The 15108-nt window shown below is 69.3% G+C and carries 14 protein-coding genes; 10 read left to right on the plus strand and 4 right to left on the minus strand.

The genetic code is table 11. The features are described 5' to 3' along the window. Positions 1–126 precede the first annotated feature (126 nt). Positions 127–1758, minus strand: a complete 1632-nt coding sequence (locus OG735_RS32740; RefSeq protein WP_327328531.1) for an FAD-dependent oxidoreductase — start codon at positions 1756–1758, stop codon at positions 127–129. Between the two features lie 267 nt (positions 1759–2025). Here OG735_RS32740 and OG735_RS32745 point away from each other — a divergent pair, with 267 nt between their 5' ends. The 7 genes from OG735_RS32745 (at position 2026) to OG735_RS32775 (ending at position 7283) form a co-directional block, all read left to right on the plus strand. After that, complete coding sequence (locus tag OG735_RS32745) at positions 2026–3147, plus strand: SchA/CurD-like domain-containing protein (RefSeq protein WP_327326745.1); 1122 nt, start codon at positions 2026–2028, stop codon at positions 3145–3147. Positions 3148–3217: 70 nt separating this feature from the next. Continuing rightward, positions 3218–3661 carry a cupin domain-containing protein gene (locus OG735_RS32750; protein WP_327326746.1) on the plus strand — a complete coding sequence of 148 codons (444 nt, stop codon included), beginning with the start codon at positions 3218–3220 and terminating at the stop codon, positions 3659–3661. Beyond that, entirely contained in the window at positions 3658–4926 is a 1269-nt protein-coding gene (locus OG735_RS32755; protein ID WP_327326747.1) for a beta-ketoacyl-[acyl-carrier-protein] synthase family protein, read from the plus strand. The genes OG735_RS32750 and OG735_RS32755 overlap by 4 nt, the downstream gene beginning before the upstream one ends. Continuing rightward, entirely contained in the window at positions 4923–6173 is a 1251-nt protein-coding gene (locus OG735_RS32760; RefSeq protein ID WP_327326748.1) for a beta-ketoacyl synthase N-terminal-like domain-containing protein, read from the plus strand. The genes OG735_RS32755 and OG735_RS32760 overlap by 4 nt, the downstream gene beginning before the upstream one ends. A gap of 14 nt (positions 6174–6187) precedes the next feature. Beyond that, positions 6188–6442: an acyl carrier protein gene (locus OG735_RS32765; protein WP_327326749.1), complete on the plus strand. Its 255-nt coding sequence runs from the start codon at positions 6188–6190 to the stop codon at positions 6440–6442. A 1-nt stretch (position 6443) separates the two neighbouring features. Next, the gene (locus OG735_RS32770; protein WP_327326750.1) at positions 6444–6923 is read left to right on the plus strand and encodes an SRPBCC family protein; all 480 of its coding nucleotides are present in this window, start codon (positions 6444–6446) and stop codon (positions 6921–6923) included. Positions 6924–6950: 27 nt separating this feature from the next. Then, positions 6951–7283 carry a TcmI family type II polyketide cyclase gene (locus tag OG735_RS32775; protein WP_327326751.1) on the plus strand — a complete coding sequence of 111 codons (333 nt, stop codon included), beginning with the start codon at positions 6951–6953 and terminating at the stop codon, positions 7281–7283. Between the two features lie 84 nt (positions 7284–7367). Here the strand turns inward: OG735_RS32775 and OG735_RS32780 are convergent, their stop codons facing one another. After that, on the minus strand, positions 7368–8435 hold the full coding sequence (locus tag OG735_RS32780) for a methyltransferase (RefSeq protein WP_327326752.1): 1068 nt from the start codon (positions 8433–8435) through the stop codon (positions 7368–7370). Positions 8436–8467: 32 nt separating this feature from the next. After that, on the minus strand, positions 8468–9532 hold the full coding sequence (locus OG735_RS32785; RefSeq protein WP_327326753.1) for a right-handed parallel beta-helix repeat-containing protein: 1065 nt from the start codon (positions 9530–9532) through the stop codon (positions 8468–8470). 140 nt (positions 9533–9672) lie between these two features. On the opposite strand from OG735_RS32785, the gene OG735_RS32790 reads away from it, so the two are divergent. Next, positions 9673–10569, plus strand: coding sequence for a hypothetical protein (locus OG735_RS32790; protein ID WP_327326754.1), 897 nt, complete (start codon positions 9673–9675; stop codon positions 10567–10569). A 51-nt stretch (positions 10570–10620) separates the two neighbouring features. Here OG735_RS32790 and OG735_RS32795 read toward each other — a convergent pair whose 3' ends face one another. Then, positions 10621–11046: an acyl-CoA thioesterase gene (locus OG735_RS32795; RefSeq protein ID WP_327326755.1), complete on the minus strand. Its 426-nt coding sequence runs from the start codon at positions 11044–11046 to the stop codon at positions 10621–10623. A gap of 270 nt (positions 11047–11316) precedes the next feature. Here OG735_RS32795 and OG735_RS32800 point away from each other — a divergent pair, with 270 nt between their 5' ends. Both OG735_RS32800 and OG735_RS32805 read left to right on the plus strand, forming a co-directional pair. Beyond that, on the plus strand, positions 11317–13275 hold the full coding sequence (locus tag OG735_RS32800; RefSeq protein ID WP_327326756.1) for a dynamin family protein: 1959 nt from the start codon (positions 11317–11319) through the stop codon (positions 13273–13275). A gap of 7 nt (positions 13276–13282) precedes the next feature. After that, the gene (locus tag OG735_RS32805) at positions 13283–15097 is read left to right on the plus strand and encodes a dynamin family protein (RefSeq protein WP_327326757.1); all 1815 of its coding nucleotides are present in this window, start codon (positions 13283–13285) and stop codon (positions 15095–15097) included. Positions 15098–15108: the final 11 nt, after the last annotated feature.

The following is a 15108-nucleotide window of genomic DNA, read 5'->3' on the forward strand; positions in this document are numbered from 1 at the left end:
CGGGATCCGTACATCACCTCGGCCCGCACCGGCCTCACCCGCCCGCACCCGCTGTCGGGGGCGGTGCTGGTGCTGCCGGATGCGGGCCGGGGTCTGGTCTGGCCAGTGCGGCTTTCGGCGGTACGGTCAGTCGCGGTACAGCAACTTCGTCATGACCTCGCGGACGGTGGCCTCCGGATCAGCCACCGCGCCCGCCGACCGCCAGGCGACGAAGCCGTCCGGGCGTACGATCAGCGCGCCCTCCGCCGTCGTGCCGTGCGTCTCGGCCCAGTCGGCCCCGTTCCCGGGCGTCAGGTCGGCGTCCGGTCCCGCACCGATCGCGTACGCGTCAAGCCGCACGGTCAGCAGCTCGGCGACCTTCCGGGCCGCCGCACGCCACGCCGTGCCCTCCGAGCTGAGCAGCACGAACGCCTGCTCGTAGAGGTCCAGCGTGGACATCCGCTCACCCGATCTGACGACCCACATATGGGGGGACCTGGTGCCGGGTTCGCCCGTCAGCTGCATTCGCTCGGGCACCACGGGCCGTTCGGGGTCCACACCCAGGACGGCGCCGCGGGGGTAGCCGTAACCCATGGCCACATTGAGGATCCCGCCCTGCCGCCCGCCGCCCGGGGTGGCGACGGGCGCGTACCCCGGGTGGCTGTGTTCGGCGGAGCGGGCCGATGCGCGCTCGCTCGTCGCGCGCGCCACCGGCAGCCGCTCCGACTCGTACGTCGAGAGCAGTTCCGGCCCCGCCGCGCCCTCCAGCACCGCCGCGAGCTTCCAGGCGAGGTTGTGCGCGTCCTGGATTCCGGTGTTGGAGCCGAAAGCTCCGGTCGGGGACATCTCGTGAGCCGAGTCCCCGGCGAGGAAGACCCGGCCCGAGAAGTACCGCTCGGCGACCCGTTCCGCGGCGTGCCACGGCGCCATGCCGGTGATCTCAACATCCATGCCTGACACGTCCGTTGCCCGGCGGATGTGCTCGATGCACCGCTCGTCGGTGAAGTCCGCGAGCGTCTCGCCCTGCTCCGGGTGCCACGGCGCGTGGAACACCCACTGCTCCTTGTTGTCCACGGGCAGCAGAGCGCCGTCCGCCTCGGGGTTGGTGAGGTAGCAGCAGATGAAGCGCCGGTCGCCCAGCGCCTCCGCGAGCCGCCGCGAACGGAAGGTGATACTCACGTTGTGGAACAGGTCGCCGTGGCCCGTCTGGCCGATGCGGAGCTGCTCCCGGATAGGGCTCCGCGGCCCGTCGGCCGCGACGAGATAGTCCGCGCGCACCTTGGTGTGCTTGCCGGTCTCCCGGTCCTTCATGACCGCGCTCACGCCCGTCGCGTCCTGCTCGAAGGTCATCAGTTCGGTGGAGAACCGCAGGTCGCCGCCCTCCTTCCGGGCGCAGGACAGCAGCACGGGTTCGAGGTCGTTCTGACTGCAGAGGCACCACGAGCTCGGGCTGAAGCGCGCGAGCGCACCACCGGGGTCGATCTCCTTGAACAGCCACTCCTGGTCGTCGCCGGTCAGCGATCCCGCTTGCAGGATGCCGTGGTTCTCCGCGAGGACCGATGCGGCCTGCCGGATCTCCGGCTCTGCCTCGGCGCCGCGGAACAGCTCCATCGTCCGAACGTTGTTCCCGCGTCCACGCGGGTGCTTCGAAGTGCCTGAGTGCTTCTCGATCAGCAGGTGACTGATGCCGAGGCGGCCCAGGAACAGCGAGGTGGACAGGCCCACCAGGGACCCGCCCACGATCAGGACCGGCACGCGGTGGTCGATGTTCTCTTCCAATTCCATGAGTTGCTCCAGCTCCTGCCGCCCTAGGGGGATGGAACTTTCATGCCCTCTACGGAAGCCGTTTGCTCCCGCATTCACCCGCATGGTTCTCAGCTCTCGCGCCACTCGTGGTACCGGACCACGATCGGTTGCGGGAGCGCCCCCCAACACATGGGAGGCGGACCGTCCGTATCCGCAGGGCGATTGACCCGGCGGATTCCACTGACGACGGACGAGGTCCACGCGAAGTGGCGGCCACGCTGTCGCAAAGGAGAGTGAAAGATGACAACCCTGTCGGAACGGACATCGCAGTCCGCCTTCGACGGCTCCAGGCTTCGGGTCGTCCTGCTATTGGATCTTCATGACGGTGCCCAGAACCAGTTCCTGGAGGCGTACGAGCATCTGCGCAACCAGGTGGCGTCGATCCCCGGTCACATCAGCGACCAGCTCTGCCAGTCGATCGAGAACCCGTCGCAGTGGCTCATCACCAGCGAATGGGAGAGCGCACCGCCCTTCCTGGCCTGGGTGAACAGCGAGGAGCACGTCGAGACGGTCCAGCCGCTGCACAGCTGCGTGCGCGACACGCGGTCGCTGCGGTTCAGCGTTCTGCGGGAGACCGAAGGGGCCGCAGGCGGCGCCCCTGACAAGCTCAAGGGCGGGCTCCAGGCCTCGCCCAGGCTCGGGGACGGCGTGGTCCGGCACGCGCTCACCTTCACGGTCAAGCCGGGCAGCGAGAAGGAGGTCGCGAAGATCCTCGCCGGCTACACCTCCCCGGCGGCCCAGGTCGACGAGCACACCCGGTTGCGCCGTACCTCGCTCTTCATGCACGGCAACCGCGTCGTGCGGGCCATCGAGGTGCAGGGGGACCTGCTCGCGGCGCTGCGCTACGTGGCCCGCCAGCCGGAGGTCAGGAAGGTGGAGGAGGCCATCAACCCGTATCTGGAGCAGGACCGGGACCTGAACGATCAGGACTCCGCCCGGATGTTCTTCACCCGGGCGGCGCTCCCGGCGGTCCACCATGTGGCGGCCGACGGGCCCTCGCCCACCGACGTACACCGGCACGCGCTGCTCTACCAGGCCAAGGAGGGCTGCGGGATGGCCCTGGCCCGGCTGCTCGCCAAGCAGTCCGAGACGGCGGCCAACGACCCCACGACCCCCATCGCGAGCTGCACCATCTTCCAGCGCGACGACATCGTGGTCCGGCTCATCGACATGAACGGCCCGCTCAAGGCGCGGCCCGAACTGGCGCTCGGCATCAGCGGTGCCAGGAAGGCGGCCACGCTCACCCGTCTGCTCGCCACCGGAAAGGACGGCGTGCCGACCACCGACGAGGAGTTCTCACGCTTCCTCGCCAGCTCCGACATGCGCCTGATCACGGACCGGTGCGCCTCGTCGGAATCCTGAACCCGATTGTCCGGCCCATCCAGCCACGCGGCCAAGGCCGTCGGGGGCAACGCACCTGGAGGAAGCAGTCATGACCACGCACCGCCCACGCATCGTGGACCTCAGCGAGACCCAGCCCAACCGCAGGCGCGGAGGCGACCTGCGCGCCATGCTCACCCCGACCGCGGTGGGTGCCACCACTGGCTTCATGGGGCTGGCCATCGTGCAGCCCGGTGAGCGCATCGGGGAGCACTACCACCCGTACTCCGAGGAGTTCGTCTACGTCGTCAGCGGGCTCCTCGAGGTGGACCTGGACGGAGAGACGCATGCGATGCGACCCGATCAGGGCCTCATGATCCCGCTGAATATGCGCCACCGGTTCCGCAACGTCGGAAACGTGGAGGCCCGCATGGTGTTCCACCTCGGTCCGCTGGCCCCGCGCCCGGAGCTCGGGCACGTCGACACCGAGAACACCGAGAACACCGAGCACTCCGAGCAGGGCCTGCCGCCGGAACGGACTGGGGCGGTGTCGTGAACCGGCGGGTGGCGGTCACCGGGGTCGGTATCGTCGCCCCCGGCGGAGTCGGCGCCACGGCGTTCTGGGACCTGCTCGCCAACGGCCGTACGGCGACGCGGGGCATCACCCTCTTCAACCCGGAGGGTTTCCGCTCCCGTATCGCCGCCGAGGTCGACTTCGATCCGGCGGCGCACGGCCTCGACGAGAACCAGGTGGCGCGCTCGGACCGGTACATCCAGTTCGCGCTGGTGGCCGCCCGGGAGGCGGTACGTGACGCCGGTCTCGACCCCGAGAAGGAGGATCCCTGGCGCATCGGGGTGTCGTTGGGCACCGCGGTCGGCGGCACCACACGTCTCGAGCACGACTACGTCGCCGTCAGCGAGAGCGGCACGTACTGGGACGTGGACCACCACCCGGCCGGACCTCATCTGCAGCGCGCGTTCTCGCCCAGCTCACTCGCCTCCGCGGTGGCCGAGCAGGTAGGTGCCCACGGCCCGGTGCAGACCGTCTCGACGGGCTGCACCTCGGGACTCGACGCGATCGGCTATGCCTTCCACGCCATTGAGGAGGGCCGGCTCGACGTCTGCATAGCGGGCGCGTCGGACTCGCCCATCTCACCCATCACCGTGGCGTGCTTCGACGCGATCAAAGCCACCTCGCCGAACAACGACGACCCGGCCCACGCCTCCCGGCCGTTCGACGCCAACCGGGACGGGTTCGTCATGGGCGAGGGCGGCGCCGTCCTCATCCTGGAGGACCTGGAGCACGCTCGTGCCCGCGGCGCGACCGTGTACTGCGAGATAGGGGGTTACGCCACCTTCGGCAACGCCTACCACATGACCGGGCTCACCCCCGAGGGACTGGAGATGGCCCAGGCGATCAACACCGCCCTCGACCACGCCCGTATCGACAGCTCACAGATCGACTACGTCAACGCACACGGCTCCGGCACCAAGCAGAACGACCGGCACGAGACAGCCGCGGTGAAACGCTCACTGGGCGACCACGCCTTCAAAACGCCCATGAGCTCCATCAAATCCATGGTGGGCCACTCGCTGGGCGCCATCGGCGCGATCGAGCTCGTGGCCTGCGTACTGGCCATGGCCCACCAGGTGGTGCCGCCGACGGCGAACTACGAGACCCCCGACCCCGAGTGCGACCTCGACTATGTGCCGCGCACCGCCCGCTCACGGAAGCTGCACAGCGTGCTCTCGGTGGGCAGCGGATTCGGCGGTTTCCAGTCGGCGGTCGTCATGACCAGACCAAGTGGGAGGACCCTATGAGCTCCCGGCAGGATCGGCACACGGTCGTCACCGGCATCGGTGTCATAGCCCCCAACGGGGCCAACACCGAGGCCTTCTGGAAGTCGACCCACGAGGGCGTCAGCGTCCTCGACCGCGTCACCCGCGAGGGCTGCGAGCATCTTCCGCTCCGCGTCGCGGGCGAGGTGCGCGACTTCGACGCGACTGCGCTGATAGAGGAGCGCTTTCTCGTCCAGACGGACCGGTTCACGCACTTCGCGATGGCAGCGGCCGATCTCGCCATGGAGGACGCCCGGCTCGGCCGCGGCGACTACGAGGGTTCGCCCTTCGCCGTGGGCGTGGTGACCGCGGCGGGCTCCGGTGGTGGCGAGTTCGGACAGCGCGAACTGCAGCGGCTGTGGGGACAGGGCTCCCGCTTCGTCGGCCCGTACCAGTCCATCGCCTGGTTCTACGCCGCGAGCACCGGCCAGATATCCATCCGCGGCGGCTTCAAGGGGCCGTGCGGCGTCGTGGCCAGCGACGAGGCGGGCGGGCTCGACGCGCTCGCGCATGCCGCCGGTGCCATCCGCCGCGGCACCGACGCGGTCGTGGTCGGTGCCGCGGAAGCCCCGCTGGCGCCCTACTCGGTCGTCTGCCAGCTGGGGTACGAGGATCTCAGCACCTGCGAGGAACCGGACCGCGCCTACCGGCCGTTCACCGCCGACGCCTGCGGCTTCGTCCCTGCCGAAGGCGGCGCGATGCTGGTGGTCGAGGAGGAGACTGCGGCCCGCCGCCGAGGGGCCCGGGTCCGCGCCCGGGTGGCCGGGCACGCCGCGACCTTCACCGGACCGTCGCGGTGGGAGGAGTCCCGGGAGGGACTGGCCCAGGCGATCCGTGGCGCTCTGAGGGAAGCCGAGTGCGCGCCGGAGGAGATCGACGTGGTCTTCGCGGACGCGCTCGGCGTACCGGAGGCCGACCGCGCCGAGGCGATGGCGATCGCCGACGCGCTGGGCGCACACGGCTGCAAGGTACCGGTGACGGCGCCCAAGACCGGTATCGGCCGGGCCTACTGCGGCGGACCCGTGCTCGACGCGGCCGCCGCCGTGCTGGCCATGGAGCGCGACCTCGTACCACCCACTCCCAATGTCTTCGACGTGTGCCACGACCTCGATGTCGTGACCGGCCGGGCGCGACCCGCTCAGCTGCGGACTGCGCTGGTGCTGAGCCGCGGGCTCATGGGCTCGAACGCGGCACTGGTGCTGCGGCACGCCACCGAAACCCCCTCATGAGAAGGAGAGCACTCATGTCCGCTCTGACCATCCAAGAACTGGCCGCACTGATGAAGAAGGGCGCCGGCGTCACCGTCGACCCCTTGGACCTGGCAAACCGGCCCAACACCCGCTTCGACGAGTTCGGCCTCGACTCGCTGGGCCTGCTCGGCATCGTCGGCGAGCTGGAGAACCGGCACGGCCGTCCCCTGCCCGCCGACGCGGACCGGTGCAAGACCCCGCAGGAGTTCCTCGAACTCGTCAACAACAGCCTCATGACTGGAGCCTGACGTGCCCGGACACACCGAGAACGAAATCACCGTCGCCGCCCCCCTGGACCTCGTGTGGGACATGACCAACGACCTCGAGAACTGGCCTCAGCTGTTCAGCGAGTACGCGTCGGTCGAGGTCCTGTCCCGGGAGGGAGACACGACGACCTTCCGGCTGACCATGCACCCCGACGAGAACGGCAAGATCTGGAGCTGGGTTTCGGAACGGACGATCGACCGCAAGGGCCGGAAGGTACGGGCCCGCCGCGTTGAGACCGGCCCCTTCGAGCGCATGGACATCCGGTGGGAGTACACGGAGGTCCCCGGCGGCACCCGGATGCACTGGACCCAGGACTTCGCGATGAAGCCGGAAGCCCCGGTCGACGACGCCTGGATGACCGACAACATCAACCGCAACTCCCGGGTCCAGATGGAACTCATCCGGGACAAGATCGAGCAGCGCGACCGCGACAGCCGTACCGCCGCCGTCACCCCCAACTGAGCCCGGGCAAGGAAAGGGAGCCTCCCGATGCACCAAGCTCTGATCGTCGCCCGTATGGCGCCGGAATCGGCCCCGGACATCGCCAAGCTGTTCGCGGCCTCCGACGCCGGTGAACTTCCGCACCTCGTCGGAGTCACCCGCCGCAGCCTGTTCCAGTTCGGCGATGTGTACATGCACCTGATCGAGTCCGAGAAGCCGCCCGGCCCGGAGATCGCGAAGGTGACGGAACATCCGGCCTTCCGGGACATCAGCGACCGGCTCACGGCCTTCGTCAGTCCGTACAACCCGGAGACCTGGCGCACCCCGAAGGACGCGATGGCCCACCAGTTCTACCGGTGGGAGCGCGACGGAACCACATGAGGACATGCGATCGCCCCGGGTCCGGGCTGAGAAGCCGGACTCGGGGCGTTGTTGCGCGTGTTGAGGTGCGGAGAGCGACCACGGTCACCCGGGGACGGTGCATTCGAACGCGTCGAGGTACGGGTTGACCGGGCGGATCTCGCCGATGAGCAGACCCGCCTTCGTCACTCTTTCCACCAGGCTCTGCTTGGTGTGCTTCGCGCCGCCGACGTTGAGCAGCAGGAGCAGATCCATGGCCGTGGTGAACTTCATCGAGGGAGTGTCGTCCACGAGGTTCTCGATGACCACGACCCGGGCCCCCGGCCGCGCCGCCGCGACGATGTTCCCCAGAGTTCTGCGGGTGCTCTCGTCGTCCCACTCCAGGATGTTCTTGATGATGTAGAGATCGGCCTCGACCGGGATGTCCTGGCGGCAGTCTCCGGGGACGATACGGACCCGATCCGCGAGCGAACCCCCTTCCCGCAGCCGGGGATCCGCCTTCGCGACCACGTCGGGCAGATCGAGCAGCGTGCCCCGGACGGCCGGATGCTTCTCCAGCAGGCTCGCGAGCACATGCCCCTGGCCGCCGCCGATGTCCGCGACCACCGAGATACCGGTCAGGTCGAGGAGCTCCGCGACTTCCAGCGCCGACTGCCTGCTGGATGTGGTCATGGCCCGGTTGAACACCTGGGCCGACTCGTGCGCGTCCTGGTGCAGGTACTCGAAGAACCCCTTGCCGTACAGCTCGTGGAAGACGCTCCCGCCGGAACGCACCGCCTCGTCGAGCCGGGGCCAGGCGTCCCAGGTCCACGGCTCTGTGCACCACAGAGCGATGTACCGCAGGCTGTTGGGATCGTCCTCGCGCAGCATCAGCGACATGTCCGTGTGGGCGAACGTCCCGTCCTCGGTCTCGACGAAGATGCCGTAGCAGGACAGGGTGCGCAGCAGCCGGCGCAGCGACTTGGGTTCGGCGTCCACCGCGGTCGCGAGCTGCTCCGCGGTGGCGGGTGAATCGCCGAGCGCGTCGGCCACGCCCAGCCGGGCGGCCGCGCGTACGGCAGCGGCGCACGCCGCCCCGAAGACAAGCTCGCGCAGCCGCATGGCGGGCGGGGGGGTGGGCACGACGGGGGTGGTGACGGTGGTGGTGACGGGGGTGGGACTTACGGTGGTCATACCGCCTCGATTCTCCTGCTGAGGGGGAACACTCAGCACATCCCTGCGGGTTCGGAAGCCAGGCACTCATTGCTGAGGAACTCGTTGCGCGTTCCGCCACCCCGGTTGGCCAGGTCAGCCGACTTGTTGCCCTGCACCCAGTTGTCCTTGATGACATTGCCGGTGTTGACGGCGCCCACGAAGCTCTGGAACAGCACGACTCCGCCGGAGAGCGGCGAGGAGCCGACATTTTCCATGATCAGGTTCGATGTGACGACGGCGGACTCGGTACCGGTGAGGACGATGCCGGATCCCTGAATGGCGGGGAGGCGGGTGGTGGCGGGGCAGAACTTGTTGTTCCGGAAGATCCAGTTGTCGCGGACGGTCATCGCCCCGGCTGCGGGCTTCGACTCGTCGCCCACGATGAACAGGCCGGCGCAGTTTCCGGTCATGGTGTTGGCGCGGACGCTGAGGTTTCTGACCCGCCTGACCGTGACTCCGATCCGGTTGCCCGTCAGCCGGTTGTACGCGATCACCGTCCTCTTGGTGTCGGTCGCCCCGCCCTCCCGGTCGACCGTGTTGGCGATGAAGATGCCGGCGTCTCCGCTGTCCCGGACCGTGTTGTTACGGATCACCGACCGGGTGGACATCTCCTGGGCGATGCCCCAGGTGCCGTTCTTCTCGGCCGTCACCTGCTGGACCGTCAGCCGGTCGGTGCGGGTGGCCCAGATGGCGCTCTTCTTGAAGCCGGAAAGGGTCAGTGAGCGGATGCTGACGCCTACTACGTCCTTCTTCGCCTTACCCGTCACACAGATGCCGTTGCCGGCCTGGGCGCAGACGTTCGTGGTCGGCGTGGTCGCCCTCCGCGGCTTGATCACGGTCGCGTCGCCCATCCCGCTCAGGGTCAGGTTCGACTTCGTGACAAGGACGCTTTCGCGGTAGGTGCCGGCCGCGATGACAATGGTGTCTCCCGGACTGGCGGCGTTCACCGCTTTCTGGATCGATTCGCCCGGATGCACCGTGTGGGTGGCCGCGCCGGCGGACGGAGCGGCTGCGCCCAGTCCGGAGACCATGATGACCGCGGTGCATGCGAGGCACGTGAACTGTCGTTTCGTCATGAGCCGAAGTTATGGGCGATCATCCGCGCTCGCCACATGGAGTGAGCGTATGGATACATCCCGTGCGCGAGTGGGTGTTTTTCGGTGGTCGCGCGGCCCGGCCCCAGCCCCTCCCGACGGCCCCTCTATGGTGGCTTCTCATGTGGCCAGGACAGCCGCCGGGGGGCGAGCAGCACTCCCAGGACGGGTATGTGAATCCGTATCAGCAGCCGAATCCGTACGCGACGGGTTCGCCGCCCGAGCCTCCGCGCGGCGGCCGCAGCACGACGGCCGTCGCCGTCGCCGCGGCCACCGCCGTCGTCATCGCCGCCGGTGTGACCGGCTATCTGGTCCTGGGCGGCGACAAGGACGACACGGCGGATCCGGGGCCGACCCGATCGGCGTCGTCCCCGGCGTCCGGGCCGACCGGTTCGGGTGACGACGATGCGCGCGACGCCGCCGACCCGAAACCGGTGATTCCCGGCTGGAAGGTCGTGGTGAACCCGAAGCGCGGCATCGCTTTCGACGTTCCCCCGGAATGGCGGCTGAAGTCGCCGAGCTGGTCCAGCTACGTCTCCGACAACAACGACCCGGAGGAAAAGCCCCTCATCGGCTTCTCGGCCCCGGCGATGTTCAAGGAGAAGTGGTGCCAGTCCGACGACGACAAGAACGGCACCCCGGAGGACACGGCGCTCGCCACTGCCGGCTCCAGAGGCGAGAAGGGGGCCAGGACCACAGAGGAGGCCGCCCGCAACAGCGTGTCCCTGTGGCTCTACGGCGCGTACACCCAGCCGGACAAGAAGAAGATCAAGACCGGTGCGGTGGAGCCGTACACCGCGAGGTCCGGCATCAAGGGCAGCGTGGCGACGGCGGTGTCCTCCGGCGTCGAGAAGAAGGGCAAGTGCGACACCGACGGCAAGGCCACCACATTCGCCTTCGAGGACTCCAAGGGCGACTTCGTGTCCTGGACCTTCCTCGGCGCGAAGGACGTTGCGGGTGAGGTGCCGGACGCGACGGTACGGAAGATCCTGAGCACGGTGCGCCTGGTCGGCGGCTGACACTCGCACCGGAGTTCCTCCGGGCCGCGACAGCGGCCCGGTGGAACCGTGTCAGAGGCCGAACACGCCAGGGTCGGAGGCCACGGCGCGGAAGTACTCGTGCGGGTCGGCGACCAGCTTGCGTGCCTTCAGGTCGAGCAGACCTCCGACGCTGACGACCTCGGCCACGAGAGTGTTGTCGTCCGTACGGTGGAACGTCTGCTCCACCTGGAACGACTTGCCCTCCCCGAAGATGAACGCGCAGGTTATGTCGACGTCATCACCTGCGACCACCTCGCGGTGATACCGGATCGTGGTCTCCAGATTGACCGGGCCGACACCCTTCGCCAGCAGTGCCTTCTGTTCGATTCCGGCTGCCCGCAGCAACTCCCAGCGCGCGTGCTCCGCATGCTGCAGATACACCGTGCCGTTGAGGTGCCCCTGCGCATCGATCTCGTAACCGCGGACGGTAACCCTCACGGTAAACAGGTCTGCCATTTTTCAATCCCTTCAACAGGGCGCCGTTCAAGCGCCTTGAGCAAGGTAACCGGCTACTTCCACCCGGGAGTTGGTGTCGGTCGCGAGCCCGGCCCTCTGCGCATGGGCGGCGTCGCGTCGCGGGGCAGGGTTCCTTCGTTCCCGGACGCGGTGAGGGGTTTCCCTTGCCTGCGCCGCGGTTCCGTGGGCCGGGCCGAGGTGAGGGGCATATCGCGCCGATCCCATCGTCTGATGAGAAGTTGACCCGGCAGCCGTTCCTACGCTGGCGGCGTGACGAAACAGCTGTTGGTGAACGGTCAGGGGGAGGCGTGGGCCTCGGCGGTCGACGGGCATCTGCGGTGGATCCACGGCCTGCTCGGCAGTCTTCGCCTCCCCGCCGAACGTCGGGACCTGTTGCGTTGCCATCTCCGCGCGGTCCAGACGCGCGCTGCGGACCCGGAGCTGCGGGTCGCGGTGTTCGGCGAGGCGTCCAGCGGCAAGAGCACCCTGCTCAATGCCTTTCTGCAGCGCAGGCTGCTGCCCTCCTCCGCCCGGGTGACCACGCACACCACCACAGTGCTGCGCTACCGGGACGGTGCCGAGGGCTTGGTGGTCCGCACAGCTGACGATGCCGTCCTGACTTGGCCGTCGGTGGCGTTCGCCCAGTGGACGGGGCGGCGTCATGTGTCCGGGCCGGCCGATCTGGAGGACGCACTGGAGTGGGTGCTGACCACCGACTTGGCTGAACAGGTACGGGGTCTGGAGGTCCTGTCGCCCGTCCGGTTGCTGGGTGGCGGTACCACGGTGCTCGACACGCCAGGGTTCAGCGTGAGCAACCGGGGGCACCGGGAGCTGGCTGTGGCTGCCGCAGAGCAGGCGGACCTCGCGCTGGTGGTGGTGCCGGCCGTCGCCGCGATGTCGATGACGCTGGTGGACTTTCTCAACGGGCCGCTGCTGGACCACCACGACCGGTGCGCATTCGTGCTCACCAAGGTCGACCTGCTCGATGACGACGAACGATCCGAGGTCGTGGAGGTCGTCGAGAACCGGCTGAAAGATCTGGGGATCAGCGATCCGGTGCTTCTGCCCTGCGCCCCTGGGGAGGCGCTGAAGGAGATCACCAAGTCCGATGCCCACGGGCCCGGCGCGTCCCGGTCCGCGTCCGAGTCGGAGCACCTTCCGCGGTTCCTCGCGGTCGAGGCGCGGATCGCGCGGCTGGCCACCGAGAGACGGCAGTCCGCCATCGCGGCCACGGTGCTCGGGCTGCTCTCCCAGCTGCTGTCCGCCGTGGAGGAATCCGCGGAGACCCAGCGTGCCGCACTCAGCCGTACGGAGCGTGGGCTGGCCGCCCTGTCGCTGCCGGACTTCCCGGCCTTCCTGAGTGCCCGGGCCAAACGAACCCTGGAGCGGGCCGGGAACGATCTGAATCACGCTGCCTTGACCAGTATTCCGGTGGCGTCCCGGGCGGAGCTGGACACGAAAGTGGTCGCCGCCGTGGCCGGAGACAAGATCAACAACATGGACGAGGCGACCGGAAACGTCTCCCGCATCGTCCGACTCCACTTACGGAAAGAGGCCGAGCGGGCCGTGGGTGCCGCAGCGGACCGGGCCGGTGAGCTGCTGACGTCCGGAGCCGAAGAGCTGGCGCGCGACTTCACCGCCCAGTACAGCGCCTTGGCCGGGCTGGTCGGTGAGGTCTGGGCCGCACCCGTCGCGCCCCCGATGGCGGCGACCGACCTGCCCGCCCCGGACCTGTCCGGCGTCGACCAGACGCTGACCGAGATTGGCGCCCAGCTGACCGCCAGCAACAACTGGCGCACCGGCGGCGGGGCGATGGCCGGAGCCCTGGCCGGCAGCTTGATCGCCCCCGGCGTCGGCACTGTCATCGGTGGCGCGCTCGGCGCGCTCATCGGCAAGCGAGGCCCCGACGCGGCCCGCGCGCAGTTCCTGGAACGGGCCCGCCCGATCATCGCCGCCGCGCACGACGAAATCGGCACCCTCATCTCCGAGTCCTTGCCGCGCGTCCACGGAGGCGTCAGCGACGGCGTCGCCGCCCTCTGCGAGCAGTACGACAACGAGTGGGGCGACGAGATCGCCCGACTCACCACCGCGAACGACCGGCAGCGCGCCGAACTGGCAGCCGGTATCGCCGCCGCGGAAAAGGCTGCGGCCGCCGCGCGCCGCCGTCGCAAGAAGGTCGCTGCTCTGCGCGGCAAGGCCATCCGCACCGTCCCCGACGCCGAGGAGTAGTGACCCCATGGACAACGGTCCCCAGCCCGCCGTCGGCACTCCGCCGCCCCCGCTCACCACCGCCCACGTCGCCGATGTCAGCGGCGCTGCTCCCGGTTGGCTGCGGGAGGCCCGCCAACTGGCCGACGAATACCGGCTGGACCGGATCGGCGCCGCCCTGGAAGCCCTGGCCGCCGAGCGTGGCAGACACGCCTTCCGGATAGCGGTCGTAGGGGAGTTCAACCGGGGCAAGTCCACCCTGATCAACCGGCTGATCTGCCGCGACCTGCTGCCCACAGGGCGGCGCCCGGTCACTCGTGCCCCGGTGACGGTCCGGGCGGCCCAGGAGGAGTCGGTACGGCTCACCTGGCCGGACGGGCACCATGAACTGCGCAGGCTCGACGCCGGGGACCCCTGGGACGGCCTCACCGGCACCCTGCCCTCCCCGAGATCGCAGGAGGGGATGTCCCAGCACCCCGCGCTTCCCGAGCCCACCGTGGTCGCCGCCGTGGCCGACGCCTGGCTGACGGAGCTGGGCACCGAGTTGGTGGACCTGCCGGGTGTCAACTCGGGCAGTGAGGAGCAGTTCGAGCACGTACGCCGAACTGCCGCCGCCAGCGACGCCGTCCTGTTCGTCGTCTCCGCCGTTTCTCCCATGAGCAGTACGGAATACCGCCTTCTCCAGGAGGAGGTCCTGTGCCGTCATGTACCGTTCACCGCCGTCGTGGTGACCATGATGGACCTGGTCGACGCCGAGGACCACGAGGAGACCGTACGGCACCTCAGGCAGCGGCTTGAGGGCCTGCCCGGCCGCATCCCCGTAGTACGGGCCCCGGTGCCCGGCGGCGGAGAGCCGGAGCTGGCGGTCCTGCGCTCAGTCGTCGAAGGCTTCGCCCGGGGCAGCGGACGGGCGCTGTGGCGTGACCGGCGCATCGCCGCCCAGGTCGCCGACCACTGTGAGGCGATGACCCGGATAGCCGCCGAGGCCATCGCGGCCGGGCAGCTGTCGCGTACCGAGGCCGACGAGCGGGCCAAGCAGGCACAGACCTTGCTGGAGAAGGAGGAGCAGCAGTGGGAGCAGCTCCGCATTGACCTGACGGTGCGTCAACTCGCTCTCACCACCCGGCTGCGCGCGCAGATCCAGAAGGAACGCGACGGTCTCATCGAGCGGCTGCGCTGGGAACTGGAACGCTCCCAGGACCCGGGTGGCTGGTGGGAGCGAGACCTGCCGTTCCGGCTGCGGCACGAACTGTCGCTGCTCGCCCAGCGGTCCGAGCGCACCGTCCTGCCCGGCCTCACCGCTGACACCGACTGGCTCGACGCCGAGGTCGCCGGGCGGCTGCCCGGTGCCTCCCACAGCCCCGCCCCGGCCTGGCTCGGACCCGCCGTGGAATCGCGGCTCTCCGGCGAGATCTCCGACCTGTCCAGGACCCGGCTGGCGACCCGGCTCGGCGCCCAGGGCGGCGCCATCATCGGCTACATGATCGCCCTCGCCCGGTCGGCACCTGTCCCGATGATCTACGGCGCGGGGTTCAGCCTGATCGGTGGCCTGCTGGCCGAGGGGGCCATCCGGTCCGCCACCGAACAGCAGCGCCGAGAGGTCGACGCCGTCCTCGTCCGCGTGGTCGACGACAGCACCACGGCCTTCCTGCGGCAGGCCGTCGACCTGCTCTCGGAGATCTACGCCGACGTGTTCGACCGACTGCGGCAGTCCCGCCTCGTGTGGCACGACGCCAGGCGGGACGCGCTCGAATCCCCGCCCGGATCCGGCGCGGACTGGTCGGACCTGGCCGGCCCCGCGGCCGCCCTGGCCGCACGTATCCGGGCCGAACTCCAGAACTGAACGGAGAGAGA

This window comes from Streptomyces sp. NBC_01210 (genome assembly GCF_036010325.1).
Taxonomy (GTDB): domain Bacteria; phylum Actinomycetota; class Actinomycetes; order Streptomycetales; family Streptomycetaceae; genus Streptomyces.

What these genes read in the sequence shown, in the direction of transcription:
- OG735_RS32745 (WP_327326745.1), top strand. Translation starts at nt 2,026, where the DNA reads ATGACAACCCTGTCGGAACGGACATCGCAGTCCGCCTTCGACGGCTCC.
- OG735_RS32750 (WP_327326746.1), top strand. Translation starts at nt 3,218, where the DNA reads ATGACCACGCACCGCCCACGCATCGTGGACCTCAGCGAGACCCAGCCC.
- OG735_RS32760 (WP_327326748.1), top strand. Translation starts at nt 4,923, where the DNA reads ATGAGCTCCCGGCAGGATCGGCACACGGTCGTCACCGGCATCGGTGTC.
- OG735_RS32765 (WP_327326749.1), top strand. Translation starts at nt 6,188, where the DNA reads ATGTCCGCTCTGACCATCCAAGAACTGGCCGCACTGATGAAGAAGGGC.
- OG735_RS32775 (WP_327326751.1), top strand. Translation starts at nt 6,951, where the DNA reads ATGCACCAAGCTCTGATCGTCGCCCGTATGGCGCCGGAATCGGCCCCG.
- OG735_RS32780 (WP_327326752.1), bottom strand. Translation starts at nt 8,435, where the DNA reads ATGACCACCGTAAGTCCCACCCCCGTCACCACCACCGTCACCACCCCC.
- OG735_RS32785 (WP_327326753.1), bottom strand. Translation starts at nt 9,532, where the DNA reads ATGACGAAACGACAGTTCACGTGCCTCGCATGCACCGCGGTCATCATG.
- OG735_RS32790 (WP_327326754.1), top strand. Translation starts at nt 9,673, where the DNA reads ATGTGGCCAGGACAGCCGCCGGGGGGCGAGCAGCACTCCCAGGACGGG.
- OG735_RS32795 (WP_327326755.1), bottom strand. Translation starts at nt 11,046, where the DNA reads ATGGCAGACCTGTTTACCGTGAGGGTTACCGTCCGCGGTTACGAGATC.
- OG735_RS32805 (WP_327326757.1), top strand. Translation starts at nt 13,283, where the DNA reads ATGGACAACGGTCCCCAGCCCGCCGTCGGCACTCCGCCGCCCCCGCTC.